General features: G+C 58.9%; 14 protein-coding genes. 13 read left to right on the top strand and 1 reads right to left on the bottom strand.

Going from position 1 to position 14,166, the window contains the following annotated elements; genetic code table 11:
- Window positions 1-61 precede the first annotated feature (61 nt).
- Complete coding sequence (secD, locus tag DU506_RS07350) at window positions 62-1,903, top strand: protein translocase subunit SecD (protein ID WP_114486285.1); 1,842 nt, start codon at window positions 62-64, stop codon at window positions 1,901-1,903.
- Window positions 1,904-1,912: 9 nt separating this feature from the next.
- On the top strand, window positions 1,913-2,839 hold the full coding sequence (gene secF / locus DU506_RS07355; RefSeq protein ID WP_114486286.1) for a protein translocase subunit SecF: 927 nt from the start codon (window positions 1,913-1,915) through the stop codon (window positions 2,837-2,839).
- Window positions 2,840-2,942: 103 nt separating this feature from the next.
- Here secF and DU506_RS07360 read toward each other — a convergent pair whose 3' ends face one another.
- Entirely contained in the window at window positions 2,943-3,737 is a 795-nt protein-coding gene (locus tag DU506_RS07360; protein ID WP_114486287.1) for an inositol monophosphatase family protein, read from the bottom strand.
- 269 nt (window positions 3,738-4,006) lie between these two features.
- Here DU506_RS07360 and DU506_RS07365 point away from each other — a divergent pair, with 269 nt between their 5' ends.
- The 11 genes from DU506_RS07365 (at window position 4,007) to hisS (ending at window position 14,164) form a co-directional block, all read left to right on the top strand.
- A complete protein-coding gene (locus DU506_RS07365) occupies window positions 4,007-4,783 on the top strand; it encodes an RNA methyltransferase (protein ID WP_114486288.1) in 777 nt (258 codons plus the stop codon).
- A 62-nt stretch (window positions 4,784-4,845) separates the two neighbouring features.
- The gene (gene cysE, locus DU506_RS07370) at window positions 4,846-5,685 is read left to right on the top strand and encodes a serine O-acetyltransferase (protein ID WP_114486289.1); all 840 of its coding nucleotides are present in this window, start codon (window positions 4,846-4,848) and stop codon (window positions 5,683-5,685) included.
- Between the two features lie 80 nt (window positions 5,686-5,765).
- A complete protein-coding gene (gene iscR / locus DU506_RS07375; RefSeq protein WP_114486290.1) occupies window positions 5,766-6,230 on the top strand; it encodes a Fe-S cluster assembly transcriptional regulator IscR in 465 nt (154 codons plus the stop codon).
- A gap of 78 nt (window positions 6,231-6,308) precedes the next feature.
- Window positions 6,309-7,487 carry an aminotransferase class V-fold PLP-dependent enzyme gene (locus DU506_RS07380; protein WP_114486291.1) on the top strand — a complete coding sequence of 393 codons (1,179 nt, stop codon included), beginning with the start codon at window positions 6,309-6,311 and terminating at the stop codon, window positions 7,485-7,487.
- A gap of 89 nt (window positions 7,488-7,576) precedes the next feature.
- The gene (locus DU506_RS07385; RefSeq protein ID WP_114486292.1) at window positions 7,577-7,903 is read left to right on the top strand and encodes a HesB/IscA family protein; all 327 of its coding nucleotides are present in this window, start codon (window positions 7,577-7,579) and stop codon (window positions 7,901-7,903) included.
- Window positions 7,904-8,077: 174 nt separating this feature from the next.
- Complete coding sequence (ndk, locus tag DU506_RS07390; RefSeq protein ID WP_114486293.1) at window positions 8,078-8,503, top strand: nucleoside-diphosphate kinase; 426 nt, start codon at window positions 8,078-8,080, stop codon at window positions 8,501-8,503.
- A 78-nt stretch (window positions 8,504-8,581) separates the two neighbouring features.
- Window positions 8,582-9,721 (top strand): dual-specificity RNA methyltransferase RlmN, encoded by a 1,140-nt coding sequence (gene rlmN, locus DU506_RS07395; protein ID WP_114486294.1) that lies wholly within the window; start codon window positions 8,582-8,584, stop codon window positions 9,719-9,721.
- 100 nt (window positions 9,722-9,821) lie between these two features.
- On the top strand, window positions 9,822-10,559 hold the full coding sequence (pilW, locus tag DU506_RS07400; RefSeq protein WP_114486295.1) for a type IV pilus biogenesis/stability protein PilW: 738 nt from the start codon (window positions 9,822-9,824) through the stop codon (window positions 10,557-10,559).
- A 54-nt stretch (window positions 10,560-10,613) separates the two neighbouring features.
- Window positions 10,614-11,654, top strand: a complete 1,041-nt coding sequence (locus tag DU506_RS07405; protein WP_114486296.1) for a RodZ domain-containing protein — start codon at window positions 10,614-10,616, stop codon at window positions 11,652-11,654.
- 8 nt (window positions 11,655-11,662) lie between these two features.
- Window positions 11,663-12,778 carry a flavodoxin-dependent (E)-4-hydroxy-3-methylbut-2-enyl-diphosphate synthase gene (ispG, locus tag DU506_RS07410; protein WP_114486297.1) on the top strand — a complete coding sequence of 372 codons (1,116 nt, stop codon included), beginning with the start codon at window positions 11,663-11,665 and terminating at the stop codon, window positions 12,776-12,778.
- An 81-nt stretch (window positions 12,779-12,859) separates the two neighbouring features.
- Complete coding sequence (hisS, locus tag DU506_RS07415) at window positions 12,860-14,164, top strand: histidine--tRNA ligase (protein ID WP_268877311.1); 1,305 nt, start codon at window positions 12,860-12,862, stop codon at window positions 14,162-14,164.
- Window positions 14,165-14,166: the final 2 nt, after the last annotated feature.

Genomic DNA, 14,166 nt, shown 5'->3' on the forward strand with positions numbered 1-14,166 from the left:
TCCGTTGCACGTCGCATAAGCGACGTGCAACGTTCCGTCCGTTATTGAAGGCAGGGCTTGCATGCTCAACCGTTACCCCCTGTGGAAGTATCTGCTGATTCTGGTCATTCTGGTGACCGGGCTGATCTATTCGCTTCCCAATCTGTACCCCGAAGACCCTGCGGTACAAATCAGCAGCGACCTCGCGCTGGATGAACGCCGTATCACGCAGATCGAAAATGCATTGACCGATGCCGATATCCAGATCAAGTCTCTCGAAGAGCAGAACGGTCAATGGTTAATCCGCCTGAGACATCCCGACGACCAGCTTGAAGCGCGCGACATACTCAGCGATATACTGGAACAAGATGCCACGGTGGCGCTTAACCTCGCCGAAGCCACGCCGGGCTGGCTCCAGGCACTGTCCGCTTCACCGATGACTCTGGGCCTCGACCTACGTGGCGGCGTGCACTTCTTGCTCGAAGTGGATATGGAAGCCGCTCTCACGCAGCGCCTGGAAGTCAACGCCAGTGCCATGCGTGAAATACTGCGCAGCGAACGTATACGCTACCGCAACACTGAAATCGACGAGCGTCGCCTATCGTTCGACTTTGCCAGCAGCGAAGATCGCGATGCCGCGCGGCGCCTGATCAGCCGGGAATTTCCCGACTTCGATTATGAAAGTCCCGGTGAGGACCGTAGTGCCAGCCTGGTAATGACGTTGACGGAGCAGTCCATCAACGAAATCCAGGATTACGCCATCAACCAGAACTTGACCACTCTGCGTAACCGGGTGAATGAGCTGGGCGTATCCGAACCACTGGTACAGCGTCAAGGACCGGATCGCATCGTGGTGGAGCTTCCCGGTGTGCAGGATACCGTCGCCGCCAAGCGCATCGTCGGCGCTACGGCTAACCTGGAATTCCGCCTGGAAGCCCGCCCGGACACACCCAGCACCGAAACCGAAACCCTCAGTTTTCGCAATGAGCCTTCGCGCACCGCTGAACTGATGCGCGATGTGATCATCACCGGGGACAGCGTCTCCAGCGCCAGTCATAGCTTCGATGAAAATGGCCGCCCCCAGGTCAACATCAACCTGGACGGCACCGGTGGCACCCTGATGAATCGCGCCACTCGCACCAATATCGGGCGCAACATGGCGGTGCTGTTCATCGAGCACAAGACCGAAGACCGGGTGGTCATGGAAGACGGTGAAGAAACCGTGGTGCGTGACCCCTACGTGGAACGTGGCCTGATCAGTCTGGCCACCATCCAAAGTGCGCTGGGCAACAGTTTCCGTATCACCGGGCTGGACTCCCCCACCGAGGCGGGGGAACTGGCGCTATTGCTGCGTTCCGGCTCACTGGCCGCGCCGATCTACTTTGTCCAGGAACGCACCATCGGCCCGAGCCTTGGGCAGGAAAATATCGAACGCGGTTTGATGTCGGTGATCGTCGGCCTGTTGCTGGTGGTCGCGTTCATGCTGATTCGCTACAAGGTATTCGGGATAATCGCCAATGTCGCCCTGGCGCTGAACCTGACGCTGCTGGTGGCGGCCATGTCGATGCTGGGTGCCACACTCACGCTTCCGGGGATTGCGGGTATCGTATTGACCCTGGGCATGGCGGTGGATGCCAATGTATTGATATTTGAACGGATACGCGAAGAACTGCGTAACGGCCTCTCGATACAGCAGGCCATTCATGCCGGTTACGAGCGTGCCTTCACCTCGATTCTGGATGCCAACATCACCACGCTGCTGGTGGCGGTGATTCTATTTTCGATCGGCACCGGGCCGGTCAAGGGCTTCGCGGTAACGCTCTCGCTGGGCATTATCTCGTCGATGTTCACCGCCCTGCTGGTCACCCGCGCCATGGTCAACTTGCTTTACGGCACCAAGCCGGTGAAGAAGCTCTGGATTTAAGAGGTGGTAATGAAACCCATAACGCATCGACAACTCGACTTCATGGGCAAACGCCGCCTGGCGTTTATCGTCTCGGCGATACTGCTCAGCGTCTCGATATTGTCTATTCTCTTTCAGCAACTGAGCCTGGGGCTGGACTTCACCGGCGGCACCTTGGTGGAAGTCCGCTTCGCGGTCGCGCCTTCACTGGATGCCATCCGCCAGCTACTCGAAAACACCGGCTTTCAGGATGTCTCGGTACAAACGTTCGGCGCCTCCACCGAGGTGTTGATTCGTTTGCAGCAAGCCTTCGACCCGGAAGTCGGCAATCAGGTCGTCAACCTGTTGCGTGACGACGGGGCAGCGGTAGAGTTGATTCGGGCCGAGTTTGTCGGCGCCCAGGTCGGCGACCAGCTACGCGACCAGAGCGGGCTGGGCATGCTTGTCGCCCTGGGCGTGGTAATGCTCTATGTGGCGCTGCGTTTCCAGTACAAATTCGCCATCGGCGCGCTGTTGGCGCTGCTACACGATGTGATTATCGTGCTGGGTGTCTTTTCGCTGTTTCGGCTTGATTTCGACCTCACCGTACTGGCCGCCCTATTGGCAGTGATCGGCTATTCATTGAATGACACCATCGTGGTGTATGACCGGATTCGCGAGACCATTCGCAAGTCTCTTCTGAATGACATGCCGGCCATTTTCAATGAAGCGATCAACGCCACCCTGTCACGCACCCTGGCGACATCCGGCACCACCCTGCTGGTACTGCTGGCATTGCTGATACTGGGCGGCGACATGATCTATCACTTCTCCATCGCGCTTATCATCGGTGTAGTGGTAGGCACCTTCTCGTCGATCTATATCTCCGGTGCGCTGCTCCTGCCGCTCAAACTCAAGCGCGAAGACTTGATCCCGGCGAAGAAAGAAGACGAAGACGCCGAGGAAGAACTTCCTTGAATAACGCGCTACCCAAGCGGCGCTGACTCGGTCGCAACGCAAAAAGCCCCCTGCCGGTTACCGACAGGGGGCTTTTTCATTGATCAAAAATGCAAAATTCGGCTCAGAAATGTGGCGTCAGTTGCTTGACCAGTGCCTTGTAGAGACGCGGCCCGGCGGCCATCAACTGGCCTTCGACCGTGACCGAGGGTCGGCCGTCCGGCGTTCCCATCAAGGCCCCGGCTTCCTTGAGCATCAGGCTACCCACATGCATATCCTGCTCTTCCAACCCCAGCACGAAAGCACTATCGACTCGGCCACTGGCCAGTTCACAGATATCCAACAGGCCACTGCCGCTGGCCAGCAGGGTATCCACCTGAGGCCCAAGCTGTTGAGCCAGGGTGAGGTAGGCCGGCAGATGGCGACTACGCAGAAAGAGTTCCGGCAAGCTCATGGCCATTCGCGTGGCTTCGACCGCAGTAGGCTTGCTTACCCGAATACGCTTGTCGTTGTGCTGAGCACCCCGGCCACGGCTGGCAATGTATTCGTCATCGCTGAAAGGACAGACCACGACGCCATGTTCCGGGCGACCCTTGACAAGACAGACTACCGAGATCGCAAACCCCTTCCCCGCTACCGCAAGATTGGAATAGCCATGCATCGGCTCGATTTTCCAGAGAATCTCCTCGCTTTCCCCCTCACCTGGCTTGTGAGGCGTAAAGCGCCCCATGAGGCCGTGCTGGGGATAGCCGCGTTCCAGCTGTTGCACAATGGTGGCTTCCGCCTTGTGGGCGGTCTCTTCCAGCAGGCGGTCGAGGTTGAACTCATCGTGAGCGTTTTCGATGCGTTCACGTACACGCAAGAACTGTTCGGAGGCACTGCGCGCAGCACGCAGTGTGAATTGGACCATCGGATGCATGATCAAGCCTTTTTACGAATATGTTAAAGAACGGGCATTGAATAACGGGTGTTGAAAACAATTAAATAAAGAACAGCAGACAGCGGCAAGGACATTGCGTATCTTGTTGGCGCGCAATCCTAGCAGATCCCCCTCCGGCACGCCACGCAGCCGTGCTAAACTCGACGTTTACTCAGACAAGTTCCGCTTCGGCGCGGCTTATCTATCTTGCCCGTACTTTGCTTGACCGTATTTTCTTGCCCGTATTTTCGACTTTTGAGTTTTTCTTCATGCTTGAGCGCATTCGTATCGTCCTTATCGGCACCAGCCACCCCGGCAATATCGGCGGCGTCGCCCGTGCCATGCACAATATGGGGCTTGCCGATCTTGCCCTGGTCGCACCGCGCTGTGAGGTAATCACCCAGGACAGCATTTCCCGCGCGTCCGGCGCCGACCACCTTCTGCACCGTTCGGCAAGCCACCCCACGTTGGAGGCGGCGGTAAACGATTGCACCCTGGTAGTGGGTGCCAGCGCGCGTTCGCGCACCCTGCCCTGGCCGATGATTTCACCTCGTGAACTGGGCCAACGGCTGCCCGAGGAATGTCGCGCCCCCCAGGCACGGATCGCCCTGGTGTTCGGCCGCGAGGACAGTGGCCTGACCAATGCCGAACTCCAGCGCTGCCATGCCCATGTGCACATCCCGACCAACGCCGATTTCAGCTCGCTCAACCTCGCCGCGGCGGTACAGGTGCTGGCTTATGAATGTCGCATGACCTGGCTTGACCAGCCTGAAAATGCACCGCAGCAGCAAAAAGCGGATGACCCCGCGGCGCAAACGTTGGCGACCCATGCCGAACTGGAGCACTTTTTTGCTCACCTGGAGCGCACCCTGATCGCCATCGAGTTTCATGATCCCGCCCAACCGCGCCAACTGATGGCGCGGTTACGCCGTTTGTACCTGCGCGCCCGGCCGGAACGCATGGAACTCAACATCTTGCGCGGGATACTTTCCGCCACAGAAAAAACCGCCAAGTCAGCCGAGACGCCGCCTTCGGAACACCCTTGAAGCCCACTGCTTACGCCCTCACTATATGAAAGGCACGGCTCCACTCCCTCAAGGAACGCCGCATGTTTCAACTTCTTCGTGAAGACATCAATAGCGTGTTCGACCGCGACCCCGCCGCACGCAATTTCTTTGAAGTGCTGACCAATTACCCCGGCCTGCATGCCTTGCTGCTGCACCGTTTGAACCACTGGTTGTGGGGCAAGAACCTGAAATGGCTGTCGCGCACGCTTTCGACGTTTTCCCGCTGGTTGACCGGTATCGAGATTCACCCTGGCGCCACGATAGGGCGACGCTTTTTCATCGACCACGGCATGGGTGTCGTGATCGGTGAAACCGCTCAAGTGGGTAACGATGTCACGCTGTATCAGGGCGTCACGTTGGGGGGCACCAGTTGGAACAAGGGCAAACGTCATCCCACCCTGGAGGATGGCGTGATCGTCGGCGCCGGCGCCAAGATACTCGGCCCTTTCACTGTAGGAGCCGGGGCCAAGATAGGCTCGAATGCCGTGGTCACTAAGGAGGTGCCCCCCGGCGCCACGGTGGTCGGCATCCCCGGCAAGATCGTCAAGCGCCTGGAGCCGGACGCGGAGCAAGCGCTTGACGTCGACCCGGCACGTCGCGAAGCCATGTGCCAGAAATTCGGCTTTGACGCCTACGGCGTCAGCCAGGACATGCCCGACCCCATGGCCCGCTCGATGCAGGCCATGCTCGACCATATGCATGCCGTCGATGAGCGTATCGAACATATATGCACCACCTTGCGCAAGCTCGATGCCAGCTACCGTGACGGCAGCCTGCCGGAATTGCGCGATGAGGATTTCGCCGAGATACTCGATGAAAAACCCACCGGCAGTTCTGGCGCCGGCCGCTTTCGATCACAGGATGAACAGCACAATGGTTGACCTTAGCACTCAGGCTTTCCCATAATGGCTATTACATTTGCTGATTGTTCGCCGGCCTCGCCGGCACCGAGGTGCTTGTCATGCGCTTGACCACCAAAGGTCGCTACGCGGTAACCGCCATGCTCGACATGGCGATGCACACCGGCCAAGGCCCGACCAGCCTGGCCGATATTTCGCAGCGACAGCAAATATCGTTGCCGTATCTTGAGCAGCTTTTCGCCCGGTTACGCAGGGCTAATCTGGTCAGCAGTGTGCGCGGGCCCGGCGGCGGTTACCTTCTGGCCATGGCGCCTGAGGACATTTCGGTATCGCAAGTGATCGATGCGGTGGATGAAAGTGTCGACGCCACTCGCTGTCAGGGCCTGTCCGACTGTCAGCAAGGTGACACCTGCCTGACGCACTATCTGTGGAGCGAACTCTCGACGCGTATCCGTGATTTTCTGGACGACGTCACCCTGGAGCAACTGATGCACCGCCACGACGTTCAGCAAATCGCCACACGCCAGGATCAGAGAGTCACGGGCACTATCCTGGCGTCTTCCTGACTCTAGCCTCCTCGATAGTGTTTATAAATTAGCCGTTGGCTTGTTCAACTTGCACCCTTCAAGCGTAGACATCCTTAAATGAACGCAACCGCTCCCACCCTACCGATCTATCTGGATTACGCTGCCACCACGCCGGTGGATGCCCGCGTGGCTGAAGTGATGTGCCGCTACCTGACGGTGGATCAACTGTTCGCCAATCCGGCGTCACGTAGCCATATGCTAGGCTGGCAGGCGGAACAGGTGGTCGAACAGGCTCGGCGCCAAGTGGCCGATGTTCTCCACGCCGACCCGCGTGAAATCGTCTGGACCAGCGGCGCCACCGAAGCTGACAATCTGGCGCTGACCGGCTTCATGCGGGCCAATCAGGCGCGCGGACGGCACCTGGTGACGTCCATTATCGAGCACAAGGCCGTAGTGGATACCGCCAAGGCGCTGGAGCGAGAAGGGTTCGAGGTGACCTGGCTAACGCCGCAACGCGACGGGCGGATTCAGCCGGGGCAACTGCGCGAGGCCATGCGCGAGGATACCGTGCTGGTCTCGCTGATGGCGGTAAACAACGAACTGGGCAGCATCAACGACATTGCGGCACTGGCGGCGGTGGCCCATGAGCACGGCGCCGCCTTCCATAGCGACGCCGCTCAGGCGGTTGGCCGTATCGAGCTTGACGTCGAGGCATTGGGCGTCGACTTGATGTCGCTCTCCGGGCACAAGGCTTACGGTCCCAAGGGCGTCGGCGCGCTTTACGTCAAACGTCATCCCGACATTCGCCTGGAAGCCCTGATTCACGGTGGTGGCCATGAGCGCGGCATGCGCTCGGGCACCCTGCCGACTCATCAGATTGCCGGCATGGGCGAAGCCTTTGCCTTGATTCAGAACGAAGGCCTGGAAGATCAAGCCCGGATTTCCGCGTTGCGCGACAGGATGCTGCAAGGGCTGGCGGATCTACCCGGAGTGCATGCCAATACTGCCGTCGACGTGGCGGTACCCAATATCCTCAATTTGGCATTTGCCGATATCGACGGCGAGTCATTGCTGATGGCGTTGCGGGATATTGCCATTTCCACAGGCTCGGCATGCAACTCCGCAAGCGTTGACCCGTCTTATGTACTATTGGGGATCAAGACTCCCCGGGCATTGGCGTTGGCATCGCTGCGTTTCAGCTTTGGCCGCTTCACCACCGAGGCCGAGATCGACCACACCCTGACCGTGCTGCGCCATGCGTTGCAAGGGCTGCGCAGCACGGCAAGTCAGACATAGCGCCATCTATAAAGGGGCTATCTTTACAAAGATTTATCTATAGACGTCAAGCGGTTACCGCTGTCATTTATTTTTGCAGGAGAACCACCATGGCGACTCTCAACATTACGACCGCTGCGGCAAAGCAGATCCAACATGTGCTCGCTGAACGCGGCCAAGGCTTGGGGTTGCGCGTTTCAGTCAAGCCCAGCGGCTGCTCGGGCTATAGTTACGTGCTGGATTTTGCCGATGAAGCCGACCCCGATGACGTCTCTTTCGAGGCTCACGGGGCTCAGGTGTTCGTCACTCCCAATGCGCTGGAAATGCTCGATGGCAGTGAAGTGGATTTTGTCAACGAAGGTTTGAACCGTTTTTTCCGTTTCAACAACCCCAACGTCAAGGATGAATGCGGCTGCGGTGAAAGCTTCACCGTTTAACCAGCGTCACACCGGTATTCAATGTCTTGACGAGGCGCTATAATCGCGCTCACTCGGCAACCTGCCGTCGCAACCCATATCGCGCCGGCGCCCGAATCGCTTGTCTTGCGTGCCGCCCAGGCATTTCCCCGGGCGGCACCTTCTGTTTAAATCCATTCAAGGAGAGCCTTTACCATGGCAACTCAACGCACCCTGTCAATTATCAAGCCCGATGCCGTCGCCAAGAATGCCATTGGCGAAATCTACACACGTTTCGAAAAAGCCGGCCTGAAAATCGTCGCGGCTAAAATGATGCACCTCTCGCGTGAAAAGGCCGAAGGCTTCTACGCCGAACACAAGGAACGTCCTTTCTTCGGTGACCTGGTCGGCTTCATGATCTCCGGCCCAGTCATGGTGCAAACGCTGGAAGGCGAAGACGCCATCGCCAAGAACCGCGACCTGATGGGCGCCACCAACCCCAAAGAAGCCGAGCCTGGCACCATTCGCGCCGACTTCGCTGAATCTATCGATGCCAACGCTGTCCATGGTTCCGATGCACCTGCCAGTGCCGAGCGTGAAATCGCCTATTTCTTCACCAATGACGAAATCTGCCCGCGTTAAGACTGCCCGCGCCAAGGCAGTCTTGCCGGCCACTTTTGCGGGGGTTCATACCCCCGCCTCTTCGAATCGCTGATCACCATGACCACCATTGTTTCCGAAAGTACTCAACCCGAAAGGACCAACCTGCTGGGTCTTTCTCGCGAAGGCATGGAAGCTTTTTTTCTTTCCATCGGCGAGAAGAAGTTTCGCGCCGCCCAGCTCATGAAATGGATTCATCACGAAGGTTGCGATGATTTTTCCGCCATGACCAACCTGTCCAAGGCGCTACGTGAACGCCTGGAAGAAGTGGCTGAAATTCGCGGCCCGGGTGTCGTCTACGAAGGCACCTCCAGCGACGGCACCCGCAAGTGGGTACTCGAAGTCGAAGACGGCAGCTACGTGGAAACCGTATTGATTCCTGCGGAAAACGGCAAGCGTCGCACCCTCTGTGTATCCTCCCAGGTGGGTTGCTCACTGGATTGCAGCTTCTGCTCCACCGGCAAGCAAGGTTTTCAGCGCAACCTGACCGCCGCCGAGATCATCGGCCAGGTTTGGGTCGCCCAGCGCAGTTCCGGCCCGCAGAAGGATACGGCCAATCGCGCCGTGACCAACGTGGTGATGATGGGCATGGGCGAGCCGCTGATGAACTACGACAACGTTCTGCCGGCGATGAAGCTGATGCTTGACGACAACGGATACGGACTTTCCAAACGTCGGGTGACGCTTTCCACCTCCGGCGTCGTGCCCATGATCGACAAACTCGGCGACGACATCGACGTGAGCCTGGCGATTTCCCTGCACGCCGCCACCGACGAGCTGCGCACCGAACTGGTGCCGATCAACCGCAAATACAACATCCGTGCGCTGCTGGATGCTTGCCACCGTTATCTGGCCAAGTGCGGCGATGCTCGCCTGATCACCATCGAGTACACCCTGATCAAGGATATTAACGATCAGCAGGAACATGCCGAACAACTGGCGGCATTGCTCGAGGAGTTGCCCAGCAAGATCAACCTGATTCCGTTCAACCCCTTTCCGCACTCAGGCTATGAAAAGCCTTCGCGCAACCAGACCATGCGTTTTCAGCAATGGCTGTATGATTTGGGTCTTAACGCTACGATTCGTTCTACCCGGGGTGACGATATCGACGCTGCCTGCGGCCAATTAGTGGGGCGGGTCAAGGACCGCACCAAGCGCAATGCACGTTACATTCAGTCCATCCAACTCGATGCCGACTAAATCGGACACCGCCTTGACTTGCGCAAGGCACGGCGCTTTGATGAACAGGCTTTTTACATCGGGCCGACAGTTTGCTGCCAACGCCGTGAGGATTCACATCATGCATCGTCGCTATAACTCCGAGCGCTGCAAGCGGACGCCTTTACTGTTCACACTGCTGAGTGTCTTGTGGTTGAGTGGATGCGCCGCTCAGGCGACGTCCTCTCCAGGCGCCGATGACAGCGCGGTCGAGGCCTATACACAACTCGGCGTGGCCTACCTGGAACGCGATAACCTCTCGCGTGCCTTGAATGCCCTGGATCGAGCCCTGCAGATAGCCCCCGAGCATAGCGAAGCCTTGCAAGCCATTGCCTTGGTATATCAGCGTCAGGGGGAAAGCGCCTTGGCTGATGAATATTTTCAACGAGCGCTGCGCGCCGAGCCGAATTTTACCCGGGCACGCAACAACTATGCCGCCTTCCTGTATGATCAGGCACGCTTCAAGCAAGCCTGCGAGCAACTGGAACAAGCCTCGCAAGACGCTCAATATGCCAATCGCACCCAGCTATTTACCAATCTAGGTCAATGTTACCTGGCGCTGAACGAGACAGAGGCGGCCCGCACCAGCTTGCAGCGTGCCCAACAGATTGACCCGCGTAATCCGCGGGGTTATTTGATGCTAGCCGAACTGGAATATTCTCAGGGTAACTACCAACGTGCCCGGCAACCGCTGGAAACTTTTTTACGCCTTGCCGGCCCTAATCAGATGGCATTATCGATGGCTATCGATATCGCTCACGCCGAGGGCGACCACGCCCAGGCGGCCGACTATCAGCGCCAGCTCGATGCGTTGCGCTGAATCGGCATACGGCTTACGCCCTGACCACCGCTTATTAATGAAGGATGCTCAGCCATGAGCGAGACTCACAACGATGAACTACCTGAGAACAGCGTGAGCCGTGTGACCACCTCTCCCGGCGAGCTATTGCGCCGCGAACGCGATCTTCTGGGCCTGCCGCTGGGCGATGTTGCCGAAGCGCTCAATCTACGCCCCTCCGTCGTGGACGGTCTCGAACACGACAATTACGACGAGATTCCCGTTCCCGCCTACCGGCGCGGCTATTTACGCGCCTACGCCAGGCACCTGGGGATGGACGAACAAGAAGTGCTCGATGCCTACAAGGCCCAGGCCGGAAGTAGCGAGCCGGAACGCAAGGTGACCTCGATCCAGGCATCCCGGCCTCCGTCACGCCTGGGTGCCTGGTTGTTCAAGCTGGTCACCTTGCTGGTGATAGTCGGGCTTGTCGTGGTCACCGCGATGTGGTGGCAAAGCCGTGGCGGCAACGAGCCGCCTGGTTTCGGTAGCAGCTCTTCAGAGTACGAATCAGGGTATGAAGAAGCCAGCTCGCAAACCGACAGTGAGGCACCGGCAGGTTCTTCAGAAGGTCCCCCAGAAAGCCCTTCGGCAACTCAGGACGAAACAGCCCAGGCGATGGCCGATCGCAGCAACGCTATGGCTGAAGAAGAAGCGACCAATATGCTGCAAGGCGCACAGCCAACCTCGCCTGATGCCATGGCAAGCCGTGACTCCGCCGAGGTAGATCCCATCGTGCCTCAGGCAGAGGAGGAGCCGACCCAAGGGGTTGCGTCAACGGCTGAGACTGCGGCTAACGAATCCACCGAAGAGCAAGAAGCCGCGCCTGCCACCAACGCCAACACCTTGGAGCTGAGTTTCAACGAGCAGTCCTGGACAGAGATCTTCGATGCCACGAACCAACGCATCCTGGTTGGCTTGCAGTCACCCGACACTCAAGTCAGTGTGGAAGGTCAACCGCCGTTTCGTCTGACCATAGGCAACGCTACCGGTGTCAAGCTGCGTTATCAGGGCGAACCGGTAGACCTGCCTGCCCGCGCCGGCGACAATAACGTCGCCCGTTTCACCCTGGAAGAGTAATCCGTCCTATGCACGCTCCTTCTCCGATCAAACGCCGTCTCTCACGTCAGATCCATGTGGGCAACGTTGCTGTCGGCGGTGATGCCCCGATTTCCGTGCAGAGCATGACCAACACCAACACCCTGGATGTGGCCGCCACCGTGGCTCAGATTCGGCAGCTGGAAAAGGCCGGTGCCGATATCGTGCGCGTTTCCGTGCCTGACATGGACGCCGCCGAAGCCTTCGGCAAGATCAAGCTTCAAGCAAACGTGCCGCTGGTCGCCGACATTCACTTCGACTACAAGATCGCCCTGCGCGTGGCCGAGCTGGGTGTGGACTGCCTGCGCATCAACCCCGGCAACATCGGCCGCGAAGATCGGGTGCGAGCGGTGGTCAATGCCGCCCGCGACAACGGCATTCCGATCCGGATCGGCGTCAACGCGGGTTCCCTGGAAAAGGACCTGCAGAAGAAATATGGCGAGCCCACGCCGGAAGCGCTGGTCGAATCCGCCATGCGCCATATCGACCATCTCGAGCGGCTCGACTTCCCCGAGTTCAAGGTCAGCGTCAAGGCCTCGGATGTGTTCATGGCGGTCGCCGCCTATCGATTGCTGGCGACACGAATCGAGCAGCCCCTGCACCTGGGGATCACCGAGGCGGGTGGACTGCGTTCTGGCACGGTCAAGTCATCGATCGGCCTGGGCATGCTGTTGATGGACGGCATCGGCGATACCATTCGCGTGTCTCTGGCCGCCGACCCGGTCGAAGAGATCAAGGTCGGTTACGACATGCTCAAGAGCCTCAAGCTGCGTGCCAAGGGCATCAACTTCATTGCCTGCCCCAGCTGCTCACGCCAGAACTTCGACGTCATCAGCACCATGAATGCCCTCGAAGAACGTCTGGAAGACGTCATGACGCCTCTCAACGTCTCGGTGATCGGCTGTGTGGTCAACGGTCCCGGCGAAGCCAAGGAGACCGATATCGGCCTGACCGGCGGCAGCCCCGCCAACCTGGTGTATATCGACGGCAAACCGGCCAGCAAGCTGCGCAACGACAATCTGGTGGATGACCTGGAAGCCTTGATTCGAGACAAAGTGCGCGAAAAACAGTTGAAGCAACAAGATACGATAGCCCGCAGTGATTAGCCTCTCTCGATGGCCCGCTTGCAAGCGGATCACGCCCAGCCGGCCATTGAAGACCCGGTCCTGCTCGTCAAGGAGTTTGCATTGAGCAAGAAAATCCAGGCCATTCGTGGCATGAACGACCTGCTTCCCGACGTCAGCCCGCGCTGGCAGTTTTTCGAGTCTCGGGTGCGCGACCTGATGCAGCGCTACACGTTCGACGAGATTCGCATGCCGATCGTCGAACAGACCGCGCTTTTTGCCCGTTCCATCGGCGAAGTCACCGACATCGTCGAAAAGGAAATGTATACCTTCGAGGACCGCAACGGCGACAGCCTGACGCTGCGTCCGGAAGGCACCGCCAGCTGTGTGCGGGCGGCCCTGGAGCACGGCCTTCTATACAACCAGACCCAGCGGCTGTGGTATCAAGGCCCCATGTTTCGTCACGAGCGCCCGCAAAAGGGCCGCTACCGTCAGTTTCATCAGGTCGGCGTGGAAGCTTACGGCTTCGAAGGCCCGGATATCGATGCCGAAGTCATCCTGCTTTCCGCCCGCCTGTGGCAAGAGCTGGGGCTGACCGAACACGTGACCCTGGAGTTGAATTCGCTGGGTTCTTCCGAAGCCCGAGCGGCCTATCGCGACACCCTGGTGAGCTACTTCGAGGCCCACCGCGAGCTGCTCGATGAGGACTCCCTGCGACGCCTTGCCAGCAACCCGCTGCGAATTCTCGACTCCAAGAATCCCGCCATGGCGGAGATGCTTAACGGCGCGCCTCAGTTGATCGATCACCTGGACGAAGAGTCGCGCGCCCATTTCGAGGGGCTCACCGCGATGCTCGATGCCGCCGGCATCACCTACGTGCTCAACCCACGCCTGGTGCGCGGGCTGGATTATTACTGTCGTACCGTCTTCGAATGGACCACCACCGCCCTTGGCAGCCAGGGCACCGTCTGTGCCGGTGGCCGCTATGACGGCCTGGTCGAACAGCTCGGCGGCAAGCCGACTCCCGCGGTGGGGTTCGCCATGGGCATCGAACGGCTGATTCTATTGCTTGAAACCCTCGACCTGGTGCCGAAGGAGGCGCTTGGCGGCTGTGATGTCTACCTGCTGCCGATGGATGAAAGCACCACGATTCCCGCCCTTACCCTGGCGGAAACGCTGCGTTCGGCAGTGCCCGGCCTGCATTTGCAACTGCACTGTGGCGGCGGCAGCTTCAAGAGCCGCATGAAAAAGGCCGACAAGAGCGGTGCCACCCTGGCGTTGTTGCTAGGTCCCGACGAACTGGCCAACGACACCATAACACTCAAATTCTTGCGTCAGGAACGCGATCAGCAAAGCCTGCCCCAGGCGGCACTTTCCGCGACCTTGGCGGAGCTGTTGAACCTGGCTACCGCGACCCAGCCGACGTGACC

Source organism: Vreelandella rituensis, assembly GCF_003336665.1.
GTDB classification, from domain to species: domain Bacteria; phylum Pseudomonadota; class Gammaproteobacteria; order Pseudomonadales; family Halomonadaceae; genus Vreelandella; species Vreelandella rituensis.

Coding starts and splice junctions, on each gene's coding strand:
- secD (WP_114486285.1), top strand. CDS start 62: ATGCTCAACCGTTACCCCCTGTGGAAGTATCTGCTGATTCTGGTCATT.
- secF (WP_114486286.1), top strand. CDS start 1,913: ATGAAACCCATAACGCATCGACAACTCGACTTCATGGGCAAACGCCGC.
- DU506_RS07360 (WP_114486287.1), bottom strand. CDS start 3,737: ATGCATCCGATGGTCCAATTCACACTGCGTGCTGCGCGCAGTGCCTCC.
- DU506_RS07365 (WP_114486288.1), top strand. CDS start 4,007: ATGCTTGAGCGCATTCGTATCGTCCTTATCGGCACCAGCCACCCCGGC.
- cysE (WP_114486289.1), top strand. CDS start 4,846: ATGTTTCAACTTCTTCGTGAAGACATCAATAGCGTGTTCGACCGCGAC.
- iscR (WP_114486290.1), top strand. CDS start 5,766: ATGCGCTTGACCACCAAAGGTCGCTACGCGGTAACCGCCATGCTCGAC.
- DU506_RS07380 (WP_114486291.1), top strand. CDS start 6,309: ATGAACGCAACCGCTCCCACCCTACCGATCTATCTGGATTACGCTGCC.
- DU506_RS07385 (WP_114486292.1), top strand. CDS start 7,577: ATGGCGACTCTCAACATTACGACCGCTGCGGCAAAGCAGATCCAACAT.
- ndk (WP_114486293.1), top strand. CDS start 8,078: ATGGCAACTCAACGCACCCTGTCAATTATCAAGCCCGATGCCGTCGCC.
- rlmN (WP_114486294.1), top strand. CDS start 8,582: ATGACCACCATTGTTTCCGAAAGTACTCAACCCGAAAGGACCAACCTG.
- pilW (WP_114486295.1), top strand. CDS start 9,822: ATGCATCGTCGCTATAACTCCGAGCGCTGCAAGCGGACGCCTTTACTG.
- DU506_RS07405 (WP_114486296.1), top strand. CDS start 10,614: ATGAGCGAGACTCACAACGATGAACTACCTGAGAACAGCGTGAGCCGT.
- ispG (WP_114486297.1), top strand. CDS start 11,663: ATGCACGCTCCTTCTCCGATCAAACGCCGTCTCTCACGTCAGATCCAT.